Origin of the sequence: Mesorhizobium amorphae CCNWGS0123, from assembly GCF_001686985.1 — a bacterium.
Classification (GTDB): domain Bacteria; phylum Pseudomonadota; class Alphaproteobacteria; order Rhizobiales; family Rhizobiaceae; genus Mesorhizobium; species Mesorhizobium amorphae.
Genome location: NZ_CP015318.1, coordinates 2,767,527 through 2,790,196 on the forward strand (window position 1 = coordinate 2,767,527; position 22,670 = coordinate 2,790,196).

A 22,670-nucleotide genomic window follows, 5' to 3' on the forward strand; every position below is an offset into this window, starting at 1 on the left:
CTCTGCCTGACAGTCGGAAATGGCCGGGCTTGCCCGGCCATTTTCATTTTCGGGCAGCTATCCCTGGTCCTGCTCGGCAAAGCGCACCAGCACGGTGCCGTCGCTGACCTGCGCGCCCTCGACCGCGATCTCGGCGATCACGCCGTCATGCGGCGCGGCAATCGTGTGTTCCATTTTCATCGCTTCCAGGATCAGCAGCGGCTGGCCCTTGGTGACGGCGTCGCCTTTGCCCACGCGCACCAGCTTGACCAGGCCCGGCATCGGTGCCCGCAGGGTGTCCGAAGCGGCGGCGGCTTCGTCCGCCTTGGCCAGTGGATCCGGCACCGCGAAATTGTAGCTGGTCGCGCCCTCGAACACGGTGATGTGGCCGGGCCAGCGGGCGAGGCGAGGGACGGCGCGAAGATCGTGCGAATTGACTGCTTCATAGGGAGCGTCCAGCGCCACCTCGAAGCGTCCGTCGGGCCGCACCGAAACTCGCGCGAGGATATCCTCCTCGCCATGGCGCAGCCGCGTGCGCCGCGCCACCGTGTGGAAATGCGCATAGCCGGCAAGCGATGACCAGGGATCGTCGAACGCAGCCTGCGCCCCGGCGCCGGAGGCTGCGAGCGCTGCCGCGGCGACGGTCTCGCCGCTCGGCGGCGGGACGACGGTCAGCGCCTCCTGATGCCGGCCGATCAGACCGGTGTCGACATCGCCGGCCGAAAAATCTCTATCGGCTGCCAGCGCCGCCAGAAACGCGGTGTTTACGGTCGAGCCGGCGATCTCGGTCTGCGCCAGCGCGGAGCCGAGCGCAGCGAGTGCTGTTGGCCTGTCCTTGCCGTGGACGACCAGCTTGGCGATCATCGGGTCGTAGAAGGGCGAGATCGCATCGCCCGCCCGCACGCCGGTCTCGATGCGCATGGTAGCGCCTTCGGGTGCTGCGTCGGGAAATTTCAGATGATGCAGCGTGCCAGTCGCCGGCAGGAATCCCTTTGCCGCGTCCTCGGCATAGATGCGTGCCTCGATGGCGTGGCCGGAAAGCGTTATCTCGCTCTGTGTCTTCGGCAGCTTCTCGCCGGCCGCCACCCTGAGCTGCCACTCGACCAGGTCGGTGCCCGTGACCATTTCGGTGACGGGATGCTCGACCTGCAAGCGGGTGTTCATCTCCATGAACCAGAAGCGGTCCGCCTTCAGCCCTTGCGAGGCATCGACGATGAATTCGATCGTGCCGGCGCCGGAATAGCTGATCGCCTTGGCGGCCTTCACCGCCGCTTCCGTCATCGCCTTGCGCAATGCCGGCGTCATGCCGGGAGCGGGTGCTTCCTCGATCACCTTCTGGTGGCGGCGCTGCGCCGAGCAGTCGCGCTCGTAGAGATGCACGGCGTTGCCGAAATTGTCGCCGAACACCTGCACCTCGATGTGCCTGGGCTTGTCGACATATTTTTCCACCAGCACGCGGTCGTCGCCGAAGGCCGCCTTGGCCTCGCGCCGCGCGCCCGACAGCGCTTCGGAGAAATCGTCGGGATGCTCGACCCGCCGCATGCCCTTGCCGCCGCCGCCGGCGCGCGCCTTGATAAGCACGGGATAGCCGATCTCGCGCGCCTTGGAGGCGAGCAGCACGATCTCCTGCGCCTCGCCATGATAGCCCGGCACCACTGGCACGCCGGCCTTTTCCATCAGCCGCTTGGCCGCGTCCTTCAGCCCCATCGCGCGGATCGAGGCCGCCGACGGGCCGATGAAGGTGAGTCCCGCCGCGGTCACCTGATCGACAAAGTCGGGGTTCTCCGAGAGGAAGCCGTAGCCGGGGTGGATCGCCTGCGCGCCCGTCGCCAAGGCCGCGGCGACGATCTTGTCGCCGCGCAGATAGCTTTCGCCGACCGGCGAGGCGCCGATATGCACGGCTTCGTCGGCCATCGCGACATGCATGGCTTTGGCGTCGGCGTCGGAATAGACGGCGACACAGCGCACACCCATCTTGCGCGCCGTGCGGATCACCCGGCAGGCGATCTCACCGCGATTGGCGATCAGGATCTTGGCGAACATGGAGCCTCCCGGGTTTGCTTCGGGCGGCGCCAGTCTGGCAGGAACCAGCCTACTTGGAAGCTGCGATCTCGCAAGCGCCGCCGGTTGTGACCTTGTAATGAGCGCGGGTGGCCTTGCAGGATTTCATCGCCAGATCCTCGGCCGCCTTCTGCGATTGCGCATTCAGGTGCGCGCCGCAGATGATGTAGATCGACGTCACCCGCATGTAGGGGGTGGTCGCATAGGCCGAGTGGCCGCTGGCCGCCACATAGGCATTGTATGCCTTGGTGCAATCGGATTTCGGGTTTCCCGACAAAGTCGGGTGGAAACGGATATCGCCCTTGTTCCCAGCCAGCGATGCCGCCGACCCGATGCCGGGTATCGCAAATATAAGCAATCCTGCAAGTATCGAGACAGTCGTCCTGCGAAAGTGTTTCAGTTCCATTTTCATCCCATGCCCATTGGAAAGTGCAGGATGAGCAATAGCGCCTAATTTCCGGCGCCGCCAGTTCTGGAACGAAAAATCGCACTTCGAGCTGTGGATCGATCGCTTCGGCCATGCAGTCTAGGCTCCACGATGGGCAGCAACGACCTGCCGGTATAGTTCTGCCGTCTGCTCGTCGAAACAACAGAAGATGACGGTTTCGGGAACCGTGTTCTTATCGAGGAAGGCGTCTACCGTGGCGACAGCAATCTCCGTCGCCTCATCTTTCGGGTAGCTGTAGATGCCCGTCGAGATCGCCGGAAACGCCACCGTCCGGCAATCGTTGGCGGCGGCGAGTTCGAGCGAGCGGCGGTAGCACGAGGCGAGCAGTTCGGCCTCACCCTTGCCGCCGCCTTGCCAGACTGGTCCGACCGTGTGGATGATGTAGCGCGCCGGCAGCCCGTAGCCGTTGGTGAGTTTGGCGTCGCCCGTCTTGCAGCCGTTCAGCATCCGGCATTCGGCCAGAAGCTCAGGACCGGCCGCGCGGTGTATGGCGCCGTCGACACCGCCGCCGCCCAGAAGCGACGAATTGGCGGCGTTGACGATGGCGTCGACCTCGAGCTTGGTGATGTCGCCGGTGTGGACGCAGATCCTGCTGCCGACCTCGCTCATCTCACATCCTGAACACGCCGAAGCGTGTCTCCTCGATCTCGGCATTGAGCGCGGCCGAGAGGCTCAGCGCCAGCACCTCGCGCGTCTTCGCCGGATCGATGATGCCGTCGTCCCAGAGCCGCGCCGAGGAATAGAGCGGGTGGCCTTCATGTTCGTATTTCATCAGGATCGGCTTCCTGAATTTTGCTTCCTCCTCGGCGCTCCATTCGCCGCCCTTGCGCTCGATGCCCTCGCGCTTGACCATGGCCAGCACCGTCGCCGCCTGTTCGCCGCCCATCACCGAGATGCGGGCGTTCGGCCACATCCACAGGAAGCGCGGTGAATAGGCGCGGCCGCACATGCCGTAATTGCCGGCGCCGAACGAGCCGCCGATGATCATGGTCACCTTCGGCACCTTGGCGGTGGCGACCGCCATGACCAGCTTGGCACCGTCCTTGGCGATGCCGCCGGCCTCGTATTTGCGTCCGACCATGAAGCCGGTGATGTTCTGCAGGAACACCAGCGGGATCTTGCGCTGACAGCACAGCTCGATGAAATGCGCGCCTTTCAGCGCGCTTTCCGAAAACAAGACGCCGTTGTTGGCGATGATGCCGACCGGCATGCCGTGCAGATGGGCAAAGCCGGTGACCAAAGTGGTGCCATAGTTCTGCTTGAACTCGTCGAACTCCGAACCGTCGACGACACGCGCGATCACCTCGCGCACATCATAGGGCTGGCGCAGATCGGTCGGTACAATGCCGTAGAGCTCATGCGGATCGTGAAGTGGTGGAATCGATTTCTGTAAGTTCAGGCTTACGGCCTTGTTCCGATTCAGGTTCTTGACGATGCGCCGGCAAATAGCCAGCGCGTGTTCGTCATCCATCGCGTAGTGGTCGGCAACGCCGGAGAGTCGTGTGTGTACGTCGGCGCCGCCGAGTTCCTCGGCGCTGACGTCCTCGCCGGTGGCAGCTTTCACCAGCGGCGGGCCGCCGAGGAAGATGGTCGCCTGGTTGCGCACCATGATCGTCTCGTCCGACATCGCCGGCACATAGGCGCCGCCCGCCGTGCACGAGCCCATGACGCAGGCGATCTGCGGAATGCCCGCCGCCGACATGTTGGCCTGGTTGTAGAAGATGCGGCCGAAATGCTCGCGGTCGGGAAACACCTCGTCCTGGTTGGGCAAATTGGCGCCGCCGCTGTCGACCAGATAGACGCAAGGCAGATTGTTCTGCAGCGCGATCTCCTGCGCGCGCAGATGCTTCTTCACCGTCAGCGGATAGTAGGTGCCGCCCTTCACCGTGGCGTCGTTGATGACGACCATGACCTCGGTGCCCTCGACACGGCCGACGCCGGCGATGAGGCCGGCTGCGGCGATCTCCTCGCCATACATCGACCATGCAGCGAACTGCCCGATCTCGAGAAAGGGCGAGCCGGTGTCGAGCAACTGGGCAAGGCGCTCGCGCGGCAAAAGCTTGCCGCGGCCCTGGTGGCGCTCGCGCGCCTCATCCGAGCCGCCGCGCTCGACGCTCGCCGCTTTCTCCGCGATGTCGGCAACCAGCGCCCGCATGCGCTCGGCATTGGCGCGGAAAGTTTCGGAGGAGGGGGAGATCTGGGTCTGGAGTACGGCCACCGTTGATTCCTATTGCTCGGCCACAACTTGCAGCTTGCCGTCGCGGCGTTCGAAAATGTACTCGGATAGAAGATCGGGTTCTTCCTTGAAAATTTTGTCGATCAAGGTGCGAGCCATCTGACTTGCGTTGGGCAAACGCTTGTCGAAGACGAAAATCGCGTCGCGTCTCGGAATGGCTATCAGCGCGCCACGCGGAAATTGAGGACCGAGCAGGGACCAGAATTTGTCGGTCAAAAGAAGCGCCGGTGAGACGGCCTCGTCGTCTTCGACAGTGAAGATGGATACCCCGTCGACGAACTCGCTTTGCCTGACCTGCGGCATCAGTGTGTTGATGTTTTCCAACGCAAGCTCACGAAGCTGAGCAAGAGAACGACCGCCAACATCGGAAAGCGATACGCTGGCAAGCGAGTCCGCGGCATCGATCTGGTAGAGAATCACGACATCGCCGGCCAAATCCTCAAAGGCGGGCCCGCTTCCGAGTTCTGCCTCTTCTGGCTTCATGGCGTCGAGGTGTTCGCGGGGCCGGATATTCGCTATCAAATGAGCGGCATCGAAATCGTTGCCTTCAGTGTCGGCAAGGACGACCACACGTAGAAAACGTTGGATCTCCTTTTCGGCTTCGGCCGCTGGCAGGCCACGAATGCGGCCAAGCAGATTTGTGACGTCAACCTGAAGTTTCTGATCTTTGCCTGACGATTGTGTGCTGGTTACGCTGAGCCGAGCGGGGTCGGCGGGGTCGGGAATGGCTTCCTTGACACGGCTGTCTGTCTTCAGACGGGAGATGACGTCAGTCCGCAGTGCCGCAACGTCTCGAAACTGCAGCAAATCGGAAGAGGAGGCACCCGCAAACCCCGACAACGGAATCAATGCGATGACAGTGCGTGTCGCTATTCCAAGGTATTTTAACAAACCAAGCATTTGAAATCGCTCACGCCCCCTCCGCCATGATTTCCCGTCCGATCAGCCAGCGGCGGATTTCGCTGGTGCCGGCGCCGATCTCGTAGAGCTTGGCGTCGCGCAAGAGCCGGCCGGTCGGATAGTCGTTGATGTAGCCATTGCCACCAAGCAGCTGCAACGCATCGAGCGCCATCTGCGTCGCCTTCTCGGCGGCAAACAGCACGCAGCCGGCGGCGTCCTTGCGGGTGGTCTGACCGCGGTCGCAGGCGGCGGCGACGGCATAGACGTAGGCGCGCGCGGCACTCATCACCGTGTACATGTCGGCCAGCTTGCCTTGCACCAGCTGGAACTCGCCGATCGCCTGGCCGAACTGCTTGCGCTCGTGCACGTAAGGGATCGCCACGTCGAGGCAGGCCGCCATCAGCCCGATCGGGCCGCCGGCAAGCACCGTGCGCTCATAGTCGAGGCCCGACATCAGCACCTCGACGCCGCGTCCTTCCTCATGCAGCACATTGTCGAACGGCACCTCGACATTCTCGAACACCAGCTCGCCGGTATTCGAGCCGCGCATGCCGAGCTTGTCGAGCTTTTGCGCCACCGAAAAGCCGGCCATTGCCTTCTCGACGATGAAAGCGGTTATGCCGCGCGAATGGCGCTCCGGATCGGTCTTGGCATAGACCACCAGGGTCTCGGCGTCCGGCCCATTGGTGATCCACATTTTCGAGCCGTTCAGCACATAGCGGTCGTTGCGCTTTTCGGCGCGCAGCCTGAGCGAAACGACATCCGAGCCGGCGCCGGATTCCGACATTGCGAGAGCACCAACCTTTTCGCCGCTGCAGAGCGGCGGCAGATATTTTTCCTTCTGCGCCGGCGTCGCCCAGCGGTTGATCTGGTTGACGCAGAGGTTGGAGTGCGCCCCATAGGAGAGGCCGATCGAGGCCGAGGCGCGCGAGATCTCTTCCACCGCAACCACATGGGCAAGATAGCCCATGCCGGTGCCGCCGAAATCGGGATCGGCGGTGATGCCGAGCAGGCCGAGCGCGCCGAGTTCGGCCCACAGATGCGCCGGGAATTCGTTCGAGCGGTCGATCTCGGCCGCGATCGGCGCGATCCTATCCTGGGCGAAGCGCCGCACCGTGTCGCGCAGCGCCTCGATGTCTTCGTCAAGCCCGAAGCTGAGCGTGTTCGTGTACATGCCGTTCCTCCTGCCGCATGACCCCGAAAATCGACTTCGATTTTCGGAAAGGATCATGCGCGAAATCAAAGTGCTACAGCGTCCTTCGCGCGTCCGAAGGGACGCGCGGCGCTGTAGGTGTTAGTGTCGATCCTTGCGCCAACGAGGCGCATTGTCATCGAAAGATATGACGCCGTGACCTCGGCGATCGACAGCCGCTCGCCCGGCCGGAACCAGACGATGACGCCGGTCATCATCTGGATCAGCGCCATGGCGGTCAGGCCGGTATCGTCGATGTCGAAGGCGCTGGTCTCCACGCCGTCGCGCAGGATCGCGCGCAGTTCCTTTTCGTAAGCTGTGCGCATGCGCAGGATCTGCGTCAGGCGCTCATGCGACAGGCTGCGCAGCTCCATGTTGGAGACGTGCGTGGCGTGGCGGCGTTCGATGTGGAAGGCGATGTGGTTCCGGACATAGGCGGCGAGCCTCCGCGCCGGGTCGGCCGTTGCCGGACGTGCCGCCTCCCACGCGGAGCTAAGCCCCTCCATGTGCTCTCGCATCAGCGTGAACAGCAGATCTTCCTTGGTCGGAAAATAGCGGTAGAGCGCGGCTGCCTGTACGCCGACCTCGGCCGCCAACTGGCGCATCGACATCGCTTCGTAGCCGAGACGCGCGATCAGGCTGACCGCCGCCTCGCGGACGGCAGCCTCGGTCTTCTCGCCATCGGAACCGGTCGTGCGGGCCATGCTCACCTCATTGAGGCAAATAATAAAACAAACGTTCAATTAATTCAAGGGTGCGCAATCGCGCGCCCTGTTCACACAACGATCGTGAAGTTCGTTGGCGCGTTCCAGGAACTGAGTTCCTCGACGTCGACGCGCGAAACCGAAGCGCCTGCCGGGCCGATCCAAAGGCGATCGATCATTGACGAGACCGCGGCTTCGGCTCCCGCCAATCGTGCCGTCACCGAACCATCGCTTTCGTTGCGCACCCAGCCGACAAGGCCAAGTCCAATCGCCTCGCTTCGCGCCCAAACCCTGTAGCTGACGCCTTGCACTCTACCGTAAACGCGTGCCTGCACGGCCTTTTGCCGATCACTCATCGCTCGCCCCGAAGCGTCTTCATGCACTGTGCGCATGAATCTGGCGCTTCACCCGGCGAATGCAAGCAGCTTCCAACAGGAATGCGTGGGCCGAGCGCCCGATCTCCGGGCTGCGGATGTATGACATGATCCAATAAATAGTTGACTTGGTCAAATAACTGGAGATGAATCAACGGCGGATATACCTGAGGAAGGCCTGACATGCCGGTCGAACGAAATGCCCTGGTCGGCGACATCCGCCGCTTCAACCGATTCTATACCGGCCTGATCGGGTTGCTCGACGAGACCTTGACGCACAGCGCCTATACGCTGACCGAGGCGCGGGTGCTGTTCGAGCTGGATCGCAGGTCGGGCGCTCCTGCTGCCGATACGGGTGGCACGGCGGGTTTTCTTGCCCGGATGTTCCATCTCGATATCGGGCCGGCGGCCTCCGAAATGGCCAGGGAATTGCGGCTCGAACCGACTTATCTGACGCGCATCCTGCGAAAATTCGCGGCTGCCGGCCTGACCGAAATGCGCGCCGACCCGAACGACCGGCATCGCCGCCGCCTGTCCCTGACGGCTCGCGGCAATCGGGCATTGGCAAGGTTGCAGATGACGGCGAACCAAGACCTCGCCCGCCTGACGGCCGGCCTTGCCGATGACGAAGCCCAGCAGCTTTCAGACGCGCTGAAACGGGTCACGCGCCTGCTCGGCGGCGACATGGGTGAAACCGCAACGAGCGGAAATCGCCAATAGGCATGCCGCTTGGCGAGTGCGCACGCGCTCCCGAAAGTCGGGCCGTGCGCTAGCTAGTCGCCGCGAAACGCGCGGCTGGCCTGGTCGGTCAGCGGCTTGAGCAGATAGGAAAGCACCGTGCGGTCGGTGGTCCTGAGAAAAACCTCGGTCGGCATGCCTGGCTTCAGCTCCAGCGGGCCTGCCTCTTGGAGGCTCCTGGCCGACAGCACGATGCGCACGGCATAGTAGGAGATGCCGGCCTTCTGGTCTTCGATGAGATCGGGCGAGATGCGGTCCACCTCGCCTTCGACCTCCGGCGTCGTCTGCTGGCTGAATGCCGAAAGGCGAAGCGTCGCCGGCTGTCCGATGCGCAGTTGGTCGATGTCCTGAGGCGCGACACGCGCCTCGACCACCAGCGCGTCGGCCGTCGGCACGATCTGCATGATCGCTTCGCCGGGCGAAATGACGCCGCCGACCGTATGGATTGCCAGCTGGTGCACCCGGCCGGATTGCGGTGCGCGGATGTCGATCTGCTTCAGCGATTGCTGGGCCGCGATCTGGCGCTCGCGCAGCTCGCTCGCCTTGGCGTCGATCTCGCGCATCTCGCTTGCCACCTCGCTGCGCATGTCCTGGTCGATCTGGATGATCGCCAGTTCCGTCTCGCTGATGCGTCCGCGCGTCTGCGCGGCCGCGGCGGTCAGCTGGCCATCCTCGCCGTCGAGCCGCGCCTGGGCGCGCTCGCGTTCGGCCAGCCGCGAAATCGGCACCAGCTTCTTCTTCCACAGGTCCCGCATGCCCTGCAGTTCGACCTTGGTGAGCGCGATTTCCTGCTGCTTGCTCTTCTGCTGGGCTTCGATACCGGCGATCTCCTGCCGGAATTGCACGACGCGCTCGCGCAATTGCGAGACCTGGCCGTCGCGTGCCTGGCGCCGCAAGGCAAACAGCTTGTTCTCGCCGTCGATCAGTTCGGCGATCCTGGGGTCGGCCCCGCGTGCCGCAAACTGGTCGGGATAGGCGATCACCGTGGCGCCGTCGCGTTCGGCTATCAGCCTGGCGCGGCGGGCAGACAGCTCGTCGAGACCATTGTCAACGATGGCCAGATTGGCACGTGCCACCGTGTCGTCGAGCCGTACCAGCACGTCGCCGGCCGCGACCATGCTGCCATTCTTCACATTCAGCGCGCCGACCACGCCGCCTTGCGGATGCTGGACGGATTTGACGTTGGAATCGACGACCAGATGGCCGGCCGCGACCACGGCGCCGGAAAGATTGCTTGTCACCGCCCAAAGGCCGAGTCCGCCGACCAGCAGGAGGGCAGCGATGCCGCCCAGCCTCACGTTGCGGTCAATGGCGAGCCGCAACCGCTGCTGTTGCGGCGACGCGGCCTCGGCCGGCTTTGCTCCCTTGTCGAGAAAGGCAAGCGCCATCGACCTTGCGCGCAACGCCACGTCCCGGGCCCTATGCAGGCCCTCCGTTGCAAAGCCGGGCATTGCAAGCGCCATCTTCATCCCGCAGTTCCCACCGCATGAAGCGGCACGGCTGCAGGCTGCAGCGCCTGCCGCGCTATCTCGCTCTTCGGGCCGAAGGCCTGCTGCCTGCCGCCGCCGAGCACCAGCAGATGGTCCAGTGCGGCAAGCGCACTCGGCCGGTGCGCCACCACGATGACGATGCCGCCGCGCGCCTTGATGCCTTCGATGGCTTGCTTCAGGGCCTGGTCGCCGGCCGCGTCGAGGTTGGAATTCGGTTCGTCGAGCACGACCAGGAACGGATCGCCGAACAGCGCGCGCGCCAAGGCCACACGCTGGCGCTGGCCGGCCGAAAGTGCCGCTCCGCTTTCGCCGATTTCCGTCCGATAGCCTTCGGGCAGGCGCAAGATCATTTCATGGACGCCGGCGGCTCGCGCCGCCGCGATGATCGTCGCCGGCACGGCATCGTCGTCGAAACGCGCAATGTTCTGGCCGACCGTACCGGCGAACAGTTCGACGTCCTGCGGCAGGTAGCCGATATGGCGGCCGAGCGAGCGCGCCGGCCATTGCTCGAGGGCCGCACCGTCGAGCCGGACCTTGCCGCGCATCACCGGCCACACGCCGACCAGCGCGCGCGCCAGCGAAGATTTCCCGGAGCCGCTGGGGCCGATCACGCCAACGCCCGATCCGGCGCGCAGCGAGAATTCGACGTCCTGCACCACCAGGCGCCGGTCGCCGGGGGCCACGACGCTGATGCTCTCGACCGAGAGCTCGCCGGTCGGGGCAGGCAGCTCCATCCCGCTCTCCAATGCCGGGAGCGCCGCAAACAAATCGTCCAGGCGCCGCCAGCTCTGGCGGGCGTTGAGGAAGCCCTTCCAATGCGCAATGACAAGCTCGATAGGCGCCAGCGCACGTGACGTGAGGATTGAGCTGGCGATGATGATCCCGGGCGTCGCCTGCTGGTGGATGACCAGATAGGCGCCGAGCGCCAGCACCATCGACTGCAGCATCATGCGCAGGATGCGTGACACCGCGCCCAGCCCGCTTGTCAGGTCGCTGGCGCGCTCCTGCGCCTCGCGAAAGTCGGCATTGGCCCGGCTCCAGCGGCTAGCCAGCCTCTCGCCCATGCCCATTGCGGCCAGCACCTCGGCGTTGCGGGTGCTCGACTGCGCGATCGCGCTGCGGCTGGTGCTGAACCTCGACATCGCCTTGGTCGGCCCGCGAACCAGACGGTCGGTCAGCACCGTCAGCGACACCAGAAGAAGGGCGCCGATGAGCGCTGCAACACCGATCCACGGGTGGAAGAGAAAACAGATCACCACATAGAGCGGCATCCATGGCAGGTCGAACAGGGCGGCGGGGCCGGGGCCGGAGAGGAAGCCGCTCACCTGGTCGAGATCGCGCAGCGCCTGCAGCCCTTCGCCACGGTCGCGCGTGCGCAGCGGCAGGCGCACCACGCAGCCGAAGACGCGGCTGGAGATAGTCTCCTCGATGCCGGCGCCTATGCGCGTCAGCACCCGTGCCCGCACCGCTTCGAGAATGCCCTGAAAGGCGTAGAGCACGGCCACCAGGATGATCAGCGCCACCAGCGTGGGCACGCTGCGGCTGGGCAGTACGCGGTCATAGACCTGCAGCATGAACAGCGAGCCGGAAAGCATCAGCACGTTGATCAGGCCGCTGAAGCCGGCAACGGCAACATAGGCACGGCGGAAGGAGGCAAGAGCCTCCCGCAGCTCGGAGCGAGCCTTGCGATTCGGGTCTGGCGAAAACGGATGAAGCAGTATCTTTCCCTCAACTGTACCCGGCCATCGGCATCTGGCGGTCTGGAAATCCGAACGCTGCCGTCAGAATGGCTAGGCGTCAAAATCTCCTTCAAATTCGCGGCGGCCCGCGCCTGAAGCACGGACCGCCAGGCAGTCTTGCAGTTCGCGGTCAGCCCACGAGGTCTGCCGTCTGATGGTTTGTCATCTGAGCCAGGATCTTGGCCACCGCGGCATGCGCCGCGTCGCCGGCATCGGCAACGATGTGGCCGTCAGCCGGGAGATGCGCCTGCAGCGCCGCCACCGCGCGATCTATCGCCTGGTGGAACTGGCCGCCGCCATCGAGCAGGTCGGAAACATCGTCTCCATTGGTGTGCGCGGCGATGGCCTGACGGAATTGCAAATGGTCGCCGGCAAGCGGAGCCGTATGCGAGGTATCGCCGTCGGCAGTCTCATTGGCGCCGAGAGTGCCTTGCTTCGCCGCCGAATGGGTCTTGAAGAAGTCGGCGAGCCAGCTTTTGGTGGTGCTGCCGGCATTGTTGCTTCCCGCATCCGCAACGGTGGTGGGAGCAGTCGAGGCCGCTGGCTGCGTGTGGCTCGTGTCGGAACTGGCATCGTCGGCCGAGGCGGTCGCCGCAAGCGTGCCCGACTTCATCGTCGGATCGATCAGGTCGCGTTTGACGTTCTTGGTGCCGATCGTCGCGGTCTGCGTCGAGGTGGCGATGTTCGCGCCCGAGAATGTCACCGTGTAGGTGCCAGGCTTCAGCACCAGATCATAGCCGCCGGCAGCCGATGTCGTGGTCTTGAAGGTCTGGCCGGCGGAATTCTTGGCCGTCACCGTGATGGCGCCGAGCCCTTCGCCCGGATCGTAGAAACGGTCGCCATCCTTGTCGTCGAAGGTGACGCCGGTCAGGAACAGGTCGGTGCCGGTCTTGGCGAAGTCCTCGGTGACGAAGGCGCTGCTGCGGCCCTTGTAGTCGCCGACCTCGAAGCCAAGGCCGACTTCGCGAAAGTTGGGATTGAGGATGTTGGCCCGGTGTCCCGAGGAATTCATCAGATTGGTATGGAGGAGCTTGACCTCGTCGACATAGCCGGTCGGGGCGCGGGTCGTTGCCCAGGCGATGTTCTCGCCGGTGGCCCACGATCCGGACAGGACATAACCTGCAGCCTTCATGCGCGTCGTCGGCGACGAGCCACCGGAACCGGTATGCGAAAAAATGTCGGTTGCCAGCATCCACCGGTCGTGACCCTCGGCGGCTTCGCTGAGGTCGTTGTCGAAGGCCAGAGGCTGGGCACCTGTCTTGGCACGCTCGGCATTGATGAGTTCGAGCAGATACTGCTCGTTGGCACTGTGTTGCGGCATTGGTATCCCCGTGGGTCCTGATTGGTATTGAGCCCCTGTGCGTCCCGTCACCCATCCTTGAGCAGGATATGTGTTTATGATTTGGCGCTAAAGTAAACAAATTAGAACATACGCACATATATCGTGTGCAGCATTGCCTATTCGCCTGGCAAGGTTGAAATCAGTTGTAGGATCAGTTTCCGGCAGAGTTCTCAAGTTCTTCCCGCACCTTGGGCGGGTGATGATCTGCTCGGACCATGGCCCGTTTTCGAGGGACCTATGTTTTCCAGGCGCCGGCTCTTCCGAGGACCCTTAACAGCCGGAATTTGCTAATATATCTCCCGCACGGGAGAGGCGCGAACGTCCGGAAGCGGATGGAGTTACAAGATAGGATCGAGAGGCGAATGAGCCTCGGCAAGAACAGGTCGCTCAGGGAGGATATCTTCGCGTCACCCTGGCAAGGACCGATTGTGCACGGGCGAGACGGCTTCGAGGTGGATATTGGGTTTCGCACGGTTCGCTTTGGCGCGAACGGCACGCTCTGAGCTTGGCAATCAAGGAAGGCCGGCGTGCCGACGGACGACCGATTCGATGCAATGCGAAATGAGTGCGCGTCGACTGCGCGAACGGGAACCGACTAGTTCCCCCGCGCAGTAGCCAGCGCGCCCGGAAATTCCTCGGCAAGAATGTCGAGCTCGTGATCAAGGCCGACGCTGACCCTGATGCACCGGTCGAGCACCGGCACCATGGGCTTGCGGATGAATATGTCGCGCGCCAGCAGCCCCTGCAGCACTTTCAACGCGAAGGCGCCGTCGTTGCCGCAGTCGATGGTGACGAAATTGGTCGCCGAAGGCAGCGGATTCAATCCGTTTGTTTCAGCGATCCCGGCGATGCGCTGCCGTCCAGCGGAGACCCGCGCCACCACGCTCTCGAGATAGGCTTGGTCGGCAAGCGCCTCGACGCCGGCAGTCTGCGCCATGCGGCTGACGCCATAATGGTTGCGGATCTTCTCGAAATCGCGGATCACCTGGGCGTCCGCCACCGCATAGCCGCAGCGTATGCCGGCCAAGCCGTAGGCCTTCGAAAAGGTGCGCATGCGAATGACGTTCGGCCTGGAGACATCGATCGGTGGCAGTGCCGAGGCCGGCCCCAATTCGCCATAGGCCTCGTCGAGCACCAGCATGGTGGTTTCGGGCAGCGCCTCGATGAAGCGGATGATCTCGGCTGCCTCCCACCAACTGCCCATCGGATTGTCGGGGTTGGAGAGATAGACCAGCGGCGCCTTGTCCCTGACCGCCGCCGCGAGCAGCCTGTCCAGGCTTTCCTTGTCGTCCTCGTAAGGCACCGCAACCAGACGGCCGCCGACGCCGGCAATGTGAAAATTGAACGTCGGATAGGCGCCGAGCGAGGTCACCACCGCGTCACCGGGCGCCACATACATGCGTGCCACCAGGCTGAGCAGACCGTCTATACCTTCGCCGACAACCACATTCTCGGCACCGACGCCGAGATGCCGAGCCACCGCCTGCTTCAGGTCGAAATTGTCGGGGTCGCAATACATCCACATGTCGCGGGCAATCCCGGCCATGCGCTCGATGACCCGCGGCGAAGGGCCAAAGCTGCTCTCATTGGCGCCGATTCGGGCACGAAAAGCACGACCGCGATCCCGCTCCTGCGCCTCCGGCCCGACAAACGGCACCGTCGAGGGAAGTGCCGCGATGAGCGGCGTAAGGGGAGGGCGCTGACGCATTGCAAAGGCTCGCGAGAAGGGCTTTCTTGCTAGCGTGGCCAGTGGGCGTGTGCAAGTTCGATGTGGAGAGGGCAGGTGTGTACTGCGAATCGACGCTGCCTCCCTCCAGAGCCTTCCGTTCGTCAGTCTCGGCTGGACACCGGCAAACTGCGTCTGGCACACTCCAGGTCAGACTGCGACTTGCGACGGCCCAGGCCACAGCCGCCGCCGTTCGCCAAAGGCTGGATTCTCCTGGCCGCTTTTGCTAGCGAGACAAAATGAACAGCCGATTGCCGCCCGCCTGGGCCAAGCACCTCAAAGCCCAACCCGCGCCGCCAAAGGCCGCGCCGCCACCGAAAGCTGGATCGCCAAAGCCCCAGCCCTCGAGGGCCGGTCCGTCTCGCGCGCAAGCTGATGACATGCTGTTGAGGCAGGCGCTGGAGCTTCAGAAAGCCGAGCGGTTGCCGGAGGCCGAGGAACTCTGTCACCGCGTTCTGGCAAGAACTCCCGAACACGCGCTTGCTTTGTACATACTGGGAACGCTAGGTCTCGATTTCGACGCCGACCTGGCCATAAAGTATTTCGAGCGGGCTGCGGCCCGAGAGCCAGGCAATCCCTACTACCAACTAAGCCTCGGCGAAGCCTGGTTGAAGGTTGCTGACTATTCGCCAGCAATCAAGCATTTTCAGCGCGCATGCGAACTGAAGCCGGATCTGGTAGAGGCGCTTTTCGGATTGGGCCAAGCCTACCACAAGTTTGGCAAGGCTGAGATGGCTTTGGCGACCTATGAACGGGTGCTCAAAATCAAAAGAGATCACCCCCAGGTTCGAGTGGGCATGGCAAGTGCGCTAAGCAGCCTGGGAAGGATGGACGACGCTGCAGTCTGTCTAAGAGAAGCCATCGGCGAGCGCTTAAGTGCGCCGGCGGCTTACCATGCGCTCGTCAACACGCGAAAATTCTCGACTGAGCCGCCCGAGCTCAAGTCCATTCTTCACGAACTTGACGATCCTGGTGTTGGCGACGCCGGCTCACATGACCTTCATATGGCTGCGGGCAAGCTTTTGAGCGATCTCAAGCGTTTCGACGACGCTATGGATCATTACCTGAAGGCCACGACATTCGCCGCGCGGAATTTCGACATCGCATCCTATCGCAAGAAGGTGGACTCCCTGATCGAGATTTTCGACGCAGAACTCCTGGCTGCCAAGGCGGGCTTTGGCGACCCCTCCGACGTTCCGGTATTCGTTCTTGGGATGCCGCGTTCTGGAACGACGCTGACGGAACAGATCTGCTCGAGCCATCCAGACGTTCATGGTGCCGGAGAACTTCTCAAGCTCAGGGGAATGGCGGTTGCCAGCGGGCTGCGCGAGGACATTGATCGGAGTTTCAAGCCACTGATCAAGTCGATGACAATCGAACAATCGCGAACGATGGCGCAGGATTACCTGGCGTTTTTGAGGCAATATTCCCATACTGCGCTGCGGGTTGTCGACAAGATGCCTCATAATTTCGAACTTGTCGGCCTGATCGCGATCCTATTGCCGAATGCTCGCATAATTCACTGCAAACGTGACGCGATCGACAATTGCCTGTCTTGTTTCACTTCGAACCTTAACGAAACACACGATTATACGTCAGACCTTCACGGATTGGGCCTGTATTATCGTGAATATGATCGTCTAATGGAGCACTGGAAGACGCTCCTGCCGGGACGAATATTTGAGAATCGCTATGAGGAACTTATTTCGGATCAAGAGGCGCAATCGCATCGTCTGATTGAGCACCTCGGGTTGCCCTGGGATGACGCTTGCCTGCGCTTCTTCGAAAAGGAGGGCTCCGTCAGAACGATCAGCCGCTGGCAGGTTCGCCAGCCGATTTATACGTCGTCGGTCAAGCGTTGGAAAAACTACGGAGACCGAATCCAGCCGTTGATCGACGCGTTGGGTGACCTGGCGGAAACCTGAGCAAGTGCCCGCCAGGGTCAAGGCTGTTTTCATTCCGTCGAACCATCGAAGTAACTGGTGAAAGCTTTCGTCGCGGCAGGGTTGCAACTGGGTCGGCGGCCATCCTGCCACATTCGCCTAGGAGCACTGGAAGTCTACCAGCGAAGCCGCTCTGGCGACAAAAAACCCGGCGGTTGCCCGCCGGGTTCGATTTCAGTCAGGCGTGGCCTGTTAGAACGAGCGCTGGAAGCGGAGGATGCCGCCGACGCTGTTCTTCTTATCCGCATTGGTCCAGTTGCGATTGTCGGCATCGCCAAACTTGCCGTCGTGGTCGTAGTCGACTTCGGCCGTGACAGTTAAGCCGGGTACGATGTCGTAGGCGATGTTCGCCGCGACGCCATAGTTCTTGTCGTCGTCGGCAGACGCTTGCAGGTTGAACGAGGTCTTCTCGTTGAACTTGTAGGTGCCGCCGCCCCACACTGCCCAGTTGCCGCCCCACGGCTTGTAGAAATTGCGGTCGATGTGGTCGTCGGTGCCGTAACCGGCCATGATGAACAGCGACAGTTCATTGGTGGCATTCACGTCCAGGCGAACCTTGCCGGCCCACTCTTCCCAGGTACTGTCGTAGGCGCCGACAGCAATGATATCGCCCCAACCCTGCGTGTATTTCACGCCGCCGACGACGTGCGGCACGTAGCTGTCGATCGTGTCATTGCCGGACGTGGCATTGAAGACATAGTTGCCAGCCCCATCGAGGACGGCAGCGCCAGCATCACCCGAGCCTTCTTCGAGCGAGAGAACCGCGGAGAAGCCGTTGCCGGCGTCGAAGTAGTACTGGACGACGTTGGTGTCGAAGCCGCCGTAAGGCACGATCGTGTCGTTGATGACGCTGCCGGCGTAGCCGATGAACGTATCGAAGGCCGATTCGTCCTTGCCGACGCGCAGGCCACCGAGCTGGATCCAGGCGAAGTTCAGCGTGATGCCCTTGTTGACAGCGTCATTGCCGAAGTCATCGCCATAGCCGTTGGAATTGCCGAAGTTGATACGGGTTTCCGTATAGGTCTTCAGGGTGCCGAGCTCGGTTTCCTGGCCGGTCCAGGTCTTCAGCGTGAAGCGGGTGTTCTTGTACCAGGTGTCCTGTTCCTTGGGGTCGCCGAACTGGTTGAAGGCGCGAGCACCATCGAACGAGCCGACGTCGCCGGCGCCGATGTCGTAGCGGACATAGCCGCCGATGCGCAGGCAGGTTTCGGTGCCGGGGATGTAGAAGTAGCCCGAGCCGTAGACGTCGCAGATCTTGACGTATTCAGCCGGTTCCGGCTCGGCGACGACGACGGCGTCGGCGGCGCGCGCACCGGAAACTGCGATCAGGGCCGCAGCGGAGCCAAGGAGAAGGCTCTTGATGTTCATTTTCTGACCTCCAGTCAGAATCGAACCTGGAGGTCGGCGAAAAGCAGCTCGTTGTGCCGTTTCTCTTTTTAATTCAAATAGATAATCTTTGGATCGTCAGTGAGGCCAAAAACGTTTGCCCGAGGCCTTGCCCGATCCAGTCTTGAAATATCGCTCGAGTTGCCGGGCGTTGGCCTCGGTTTCGACCGCAATGTAGGCCCTCAAGGTGACGGGCAGATGAGCCTTGGTCGAAGTGACATGGCCTGATCGATGCGATTCGAAACGACGTCGAAGGTCGTTGGTCGATCCGACATAGGTATCGCCGTTGTGGAGTTGCAGAAAGTAGACGTACCACATGGTCCCCCTACGCTACTTCGTAGCTTCGGGCGACACTCCTACGCCCAAAATGCGGTTTCGGATGGCCTGCCACCCGAAGCCCGCAGGGCGTAGGGTGGCGGAGAGGATGGGATTCGAACCCACGAGAAGCTTTTGACCTCTACTCCCTTAGCAGGGGAGCGCCTTCGACCACTCGGCCACCTCTCCGTTGCGCCGCTGGATAAAGAAAAGCGCCGGCACAATCAACAGCTGGCGCCATTATCGCAGAAAAATCCGGCCTAGCCTGACGGACAGCCTACGCCATGCGGCGATTCTGCGGCAATTCCCTGGCTGGCGACTCGGGCGCCTTGGCCGCAATTGCGGCGGCGCCGTCGCCGGATTCGGCCGCATTGCAAGGGCCGCGGCAGCCCAGATGGTTAACGAGAGCTTTCGGAGTGAGGCCAAATCGTGTCATTTGTGCAACAACGCCGGGGGATAGCGCCCGAACTGCCCTTTTGCCGGTACGATCGTGGTTGAACGCCGCCGCCTCATGGGTAATGTCGAATTCGAAGGAGCGGCGCGGTGCGCATCTTTTTCGGTTAGTGGGGATGGGGCAGGGAACGCTGTCCTTCAGCAAAGAATACCCAGACCCGTTTTTTAACTTTTGACTGGAGGTCAGAAAATGAACATCAAGAGCCTTCTCCTTGGCTCCGCTGCGGCCCTGATCGCAGTTTCCGGTGCGCGCGCCGCCGACGCCGTCGTCGTCGCCGAGCCGGAACCGGCTGAATACGTCAAGATCTGCGACGTCTACGGCTCGGGCTACTTCTACATCCCCGGCACCGAAACCTGCCTGCGCATCGGCGGCTATGTCCGTTACGACATCGGTATGGGCGACGTCGGCGCGTTCACGGGTGCGGAGTCGGTCGATCACCAAGATGGTGACGTGCAGGACACCTGGTACAAGAATGCCCGCGCCACCTTCAAGACCTGGACCGGCCAGGAAACCGAACTCGGCACGTTGAAGACCTACACCGAGACCCGTTTCAACTTCGGCAACAACAATCGGCACGCCGACACCACGACGGGGCCCTTCGATAGCAATCCGGCCGGCATGAAGAGCGTCTCGCTGAACTTCGCCTGGATCCAGCTCGGTGGCCTGCGCGTCGGTAAGGACGAATCGGCCTTCAATACGTTCATCGGCTACGCCGGCAACGTCATCAACGATACGCTGGTTCCCTACGGCGGCTTCGACACCAACGTCGTCCAGTACTACTTCGATGCAGGCAACGGCTTCTCCGCCGTCCTCTCGCTCGAAGAAGGCGCTGGCGTCGTCGGCACCATCGACAGCTACGTTCCGCATGTCGTCGGCGGCGTGAAGTACACGCAGGGCTGGGGCGCCATCACCGGCGTCGTTGCTTATGACGCCAACTACGAGGAAGTGGCCGGCAAGGTCCGCTTGGACGTCACTCCGATGCAGAACCTGTCGCTGTTCATCATCGGCGGCTACGGCACCGACGACAATCTGCTGGATGATGCGAACAACGCAATCGACGCTGGCGGTCGCGGCTTCTACAAGCAGTGGTCCGGCAACTGGGCAGTCTGGGGCGGTGGTACCTACACCATCAACGAGAAGACCTCGTTCAACGTCCAGCTGTCTTATGACGAAGGCAAGAACTTTGGTGCCGCGGCGAACATCGCCTACGACGTCGTCCCTGGCCTGACGGTCACGGCTGAAGTCGACTACATCAACGTTGGCGACGACACCGTCTCCGACTGGACCGATGCCCGTGACGACGACGCCATCGGTGGCATGCTCCGCTTCCAGCGCTCGTTCTAAGGGCTGGTACTACACAGGTGAAATCCAGCCCGGGCGCATCAACGCCCGGGCTGGATTGTTTTCGTGACTGGGTCAACGCAAACGAAAGGATGGGGGTATCGGTAGCTGAATAGAGTCCGTGGGACGATTTCGTGGGATCCGTTGATGGGCGGGTGAAATCACAACTGCGTGATTCAAAACTCTTGAAAGGGCGCCTCCAAGCGGATAGGGCTGATCTATCCATTCGGGGGTTGCAGCGAATGATGACGACCGAAGCGATTCAAGAGGAAACACCCTCTGATCATTTTTCGATGTTTTCTTCTCAAAGCGCAAAGATCAAATACAGCTTTAACAAGATAAGAGAAGTAAAGTCGTATAGGGTCGGAGAGCTTTTTTCAGCCTATCGAGACATACTTTGGGATGATGGGCGGCATAAATACAATGTCAGCTCCTTCATCGGCGAAATAGACGAGATCCTCCTTGGGGAACGTTTCAGCGCCTTTGACCAAAGCACCCTGGACAACCTTATCGGCACCTTGCGCCAGCGCGGCAACAGCAACGCAACCATCAACCGGAAGATGGCTGCCCTTAGCAAACTGTTGCGCAAGGCTCATAAGATGGGAGATATCCACAGCCTGCCCGAGTTCCGCCGCCAGAAGGAGCGGGCGGGACGGATTCGTTTCCTTGAAAAGGACGAGGAGGCAAGGCTGTTCGCGGCCATCAGAAGCCGCAGCGAGGATGCTTACCGCCTTTCTGTCTTCCTCGTCGACACCGGCTGCCGCCTCGGCGAAGCGCTCGGGCTGATCTGGAACGACATCCAGGAACACCGCGTCTCGTTCTGGATCACCAAGTCCGGCCGTAGCCGCACCATTCCGATGACGGCTCGTGTCAAGGAGGTGATCAAGCTGCCGGTCACCGAAGGTCGCCGGCCGAAGGGTCCGTTCACCAAGCTCAGCCAGGCGCAGTACCGCGCCATCTGGAACGATGCGAAAGCCGAGGTCGGCCTCGGCGCCGACGAACAGGTGGTGCCCCACATACTGCGCCATACCTGCGCTTCGCGTCTCGTCCAGGGCGGCATCGACATCAGGCGCGTCCAGATGTGGCTCGGCCACCAGACGCTTTCGATGACCATGCGCTACGCCCATCTGGCCACCAACGACCTCGATGGCTGCGTCGTCGTGCTGGAAACGCCGCGCAGTGAAGGGACGGCCGGCGGCACGGAGAATTCGGCGTTCTCGTCTCCGCTGACCACGCCGACATCGGCAGGGCCCAGGCAAAAGAGTGAAGCGGGCACGGCGAAGGCGGCCAAGGCGGCCGGGAAAAGTTCCAAGGCCAAATAGCTCCGCCAAACTTTCCTATACTGCAATAACGACCCCGAGACCGACTTGGTCTTGGGGTTTACTTTGCCTGAACCTGCTGTTCGACCCGATCCAGGAATGCGGCGATCGCGTCCGGCAGGTCGCCGGTTTCCAGGAAAGGCGCGTGGCCCTGACCATCGACCGTGATCGCCTCCATGCTGGGATGGCGTTTTCGCATCTCTTCCAGCGTCGCGGCCGATAGCAGCTTCGAGTTGCCGCCGCGTATGGCAAGCAGCGGCACGGCGGCGAGCGCTTCGAACTGCGGCCAAAGATCGGGTAGCGGCTTGCTGGGGTCGAGGCCGGCCAGCGTGTCGACCAGCCGCGGGTCGAAATCCGGCAGCAGCCCCTGGTCCGTCTCGCGATAGAGCGCTGACACCATCCGCTCCCAGTCCGCTTCGGTCAGCGCCGGAAAGTCGCCACCATGCGCTCGCCGCTGGGCGTCGATCGCTGCGGCAAATGTCTTCGGCCTTGGTCCACGCTCGAGATAGGAGCGGATATGGGCAAGGCCTTCGGCCTCAATCACCGGGCCGATGTCGTTGAGCACGATGGCCTTAAACACGGCCGGCCGAATCGCGCCGAGCACATGAATGATCAGCCCGCCGCGCGACGTGCCAATGAAGGCCGCTTGCTCGATGCCGAGGCCCGCCAGGCCGGCGAGGACGTCACCGGCTTCGACACCGACATTATAGCGGCTAATATCGGGGTCGTAGGCGGACTGCCCGCGCCCGCGATAGTCGAAGGCGATGACTTTTCGTGGGTTCTTCTCCTGCCTCGACAGATGCAGCGCCAGTTCATGAAAGTCGCGCGCATTGCGGGTCAGGCCGGGCAGGCAGACGACCGGCCAGTGGCCCGAATTCGCCTCGCCGTAGATGCGGGCATGCAGCCTGAGCCCGTCCGGCGCGGTGTAGAAGAAATCGGAAAAACCTTGGTCATCTTGCATATGCACTCGATTCCCCGCCGTT

The 22,670-nt window shown here is 62.4% G+C and carries 20 protein-coding genes and 1 tRNA gene; 5 read left to right on the forward strand and 16 right to left on the reverse strand.

What is annotated here, in order from left to right; genetic code table 11:
* Positions 1-57: 57 nt before the first annotated feature.
* From A6B35_RS12790 to A6B35_RS12825, 8 genes are all read right to left on the reverse strand, one after another.
* Complete coding sequence (locus A6B35_RS12790) at positions 58-2,022, reverse strand: acetyl/propionyl/methylcrotonyl-CoA carboxylase subunit alpha (RefSeq protein ID WP_006199748.1); 1,965 nt, start codon at positions 2,020-2,022, stop codon at positions 58-60.
* Positions 2,023-2,071: 49 nt separating this feature from the next.
* Positions 2,072-2,446, reverse strand: coding sequence for a hypothetical protein (locus A6B35_RS12795; RefSeq protein WP_006199749.1), 375 nt, complete (start codon positions 2,444-2,446; stop codon positions 2,072-2,074).
* A 120-nt stretch (positions 2,447-2,566) separates the two neighbouring features.
* Positions 2,567-3,097, reverse strand: a complete 531-nt coding sequence (locus A6B35_RS12800) for an O-acetyl-ADP-ribose deacetylase (RefSeq protein ID WP_006199750.1) — start codon at positions 3,095-3,097, stop codon at positions 2,567-2,569.
* A 1-nt stretch (position 3,098) separates the two neighbouring features.
* Positions 3,099-4,706, reverse strand: coding sequence for a carboxyl transferase domain-containing protein (locus A6B35_RS12805; RefSeq protein WP_006199751.1), 1,608 nt, complete (start codon positions 4,704-4,706; stop codon positions 3,099-3,101).
* 9 nt (positions 4,707-4,715) lie between these two features.
* On the reverse strand, positions 4,716-5,624 hold the full coding sequence (locus tag A6B35_RS35495; protein ID WP_139032167.1) for a hypothetical protein: 909 nt from the start codon (positions 5,622-5,624) through the stop codon (positions 4,716-4,718).
* 10 nt (positions 5,625-5,634) lie between these two features.
* Positions 5,635-6,798, reverse strand: a complete 1,164-nt coding sequence (locus tag A6B35_RS12815) for an isovaleryl-CoA dehydrogenase (protein ID WP_006199754.1) — start codon at positions 6,796-6,798, stop codon at positions 5,635-5,637.
* 65 nt (positions 6,799-6,863) lie between these two features.
* Positions 6,864-7,520, reverse strand: coding sequence for a TetR/AcrR family transcriptional regulator (locus tag A6B35_RS12820; RefSeq protein WP_006199755.1), 657 nt, complete (start codon positions 7,518-7,520; stop codon positions 6,864-6,866).
* Positions 7,521-7,591: 71 nt separating this feature from the next.
* Positions 7,592-7,876 carry an acylphosphatase gene (locus A6B35_RS12825; protein ID WP_006199756.1) on the reverse strand — a complete coding sequence of 95 codons (285 nt, stop codon included), beginning with the start codon at positions 7,874-7,876 and terminating at the stop codon, positions 7,592-7,594.
* Positions 7,877-8,077: 201 nt separating this feature from the next.
* On the opposite strand from A6B35_RS12825, the gene A6B35_RS12830 reads away from it, so the two are divergent.
* Positions 8,078-8,614, forward strand: a complete 537-nt coding sequence (locus A6B35_RS12830; RefSeq protein WP_006199757.1) for a MarR family winged helix-turn-helix transcriptional regulator — start codon at positions 8,078-8,080, stop codon at positions 8,612-8,614.
* A 53-nt stretch (positions 8,615-8,667) separates the two neighbouring features.
* Here A6B35_RS12830 and A6B35_RS12835 read toward each other — a convergent pair whose 3' ends face one another.
* The 3 genes from A6B35_RS12835 to A6B35_RS12845 form a co-directional block, all read right to left on the reverse strand.
* Complete coding sequence (locus A6B35_RS12835) at positions 8,668-10,101, reverse strand: HlyD family type I secretion periplasmic adaptor subunit (protein WP_006199758.1); 1,434 nt, start codon at positions 10,099-10,101, stop codon at positions 8,668-8,670.
* Positions 10,098-11,840 carry a type I secretion system permease/ATPase gene (locus A6B35_RS12840; protein ID WP_050900688.1) on the reverse strand — a complete coding sequence of 581 codons (1,743 nt, stop codon included), beginning with the start codon at positions 11,838-11,840 and terminating at the stop codon, positions 10,098-10,100. Before A6B35_RS12840 ends, A6B35_RS12835 begins: the two co-directional genes overlap by 4 nt.
* Before the next feature lie 151 nt (positions 11,841-11,991).
* Positions 11,992-13,182 (reverse strand): CAP domain-containing protein, encoded by a 1,191-nt coding sequence (locus A6B35_RS12845; RefSeq protein WP_006199760.1) that lies wholly within the window; start codon positions 13,180-13,182, stop codon positions 11,992-11,994.
* A 383-nt stretch (positions 13,183-13,565) separates the two neighbouring features.
* Between A6B35_RS12845 and A6B35_RS35500 the strand changes: the two genes are divergently transcribed.
* Complete coding sequence (locus A6B35_RS35500; protein WP_156788614.1) at positions 13,566-13,706, forward strand: hypothetical protein; 141 nt, start codon at positions 13,566-13,568, stop codon at positions 13,704-13,706.
* Between the two features lie 92 nt (positions 13,707-13,798).
* Here A6B35_RS35500 and A6B35_RS12855 read toward each other — a convergent pair whose 3' ends face one another.
* Positions 13,799-14,911, reverse strand: a complete 1,113-nt coding sequence (locus tag A6B35_RS12855; protein ID WP_006199680.1) for a pyridoxal phosphate-dependent aminotransferase — start codon at positions 14,909-14,911, stop codon at positions 13,799-13,801.
* 257 nt (positions 14,912-15,168) lie between these two features.
* Here A6B35_RS12855 and A6B35_RS12860 point away from each other — a divergent pair, with 257 nt between their 5' ends.
* Positions 15,169-16,854 carry a tetratricopeptide repeat-containing sulfotransferase family protein gene (locus A6B35_RS12860; RefSeq protein WP_040581830.1) on the forward strand — a complete coding sequence of 562 codons (1,686 nt, stop codon included), beginning with the start codon at positions 15,169-15,171 and terminating at the stop codon, positions 16,852-16,854.
* Between the two features lie 210 nt (positions 16,855-17,064).
* Here the strand turns inward: A6B35_RS12860 and A6B35_RS12865 are convergent, their stop codons facing one another.
* The 3 genes from A6B35_RS12865 to A6B35_RS12875 all read right to left on the reverse strand — a co-directional run bounded on the left by A6B35_RS12865 (position 17,065) and on the right by A6B35_RS12875 (position 18,762).
* On the reverse strand, positions 17,065-18,240 hold the full coding sequence (locus A6B35_RS12865) for a porin (RefSeq protein WP_006199678.1): 1,176 nt from the start codon (positions 18,238-18,240) through the stop codon (positions 17,065-17,067).
* A gap of 96 nt (positions 18,241-18,336) precedes the next feature.
* A complete protein-coding gene (locus tag A6B35_RS12870; RefSeq protein ID WP_006199677.1) occupies positions 18,337-18,576 on the reverse strand; it encodes a GIY-YIG nuclease family protein in 240 nt (79 codons plus the stop codon).
* A 95-nt stretch (positions 18,577-18,671) separates the two neighbouring features.
* A tRNA-Ser gene (locus A6B35_RS12875) sits at positions 18,672-18,762 on the reverse strand.
* A gap of 454 nt (positions 18,763-19,216) precedes the next feature.
* Here A6B35_RS12875 and A6B35_RS12880 point away from each other — a divergent pair.
* Both A6B35_RS12880 and A6B35_RS12885 read left to right on the forward strand, forming a co-directional pair.
* Positions 19,217-20,371, forward strand: coding sequence for a porin (locus tag A6B35_RS12880; protein ID WP_006199676.1), 1,155 nt, complete (start codon positions 19,217-19,219; stop codon positions 20,369-20,371).
* 239 nt (positions 20,372-20,610) lie between these two features.
* A complete protein-coding gene (locus tag A6B35_RS12885) occupies positions 20,611-21,690 on the forward strand; it encodes a tyrosine-type recombinase/integrase (RefSeq protein ID WP_006199675.1) in 1,080 nt (359 codons plus the stop codon).
* A 58-nt stretch (positions 21,691-21,748) separates the two neighbouring features.
* On the opposite strand, the gene A6B35_RS12890 is transcribed toward A6B35_RS12885, so the two are convergent.
* Positions 21,749-22,648, reverse strand: a complete 900-nt coding sequence (locus A6B35_RS12890; protein WP_006199674.1) for an alpha/beta fold hydrolase — start codon at positions 22,646-22,648, stop codon at positions 21,749-21,751.
* Between the last annotated feature and the right edge of the window lie 22 nt (positions 22,649-22,670).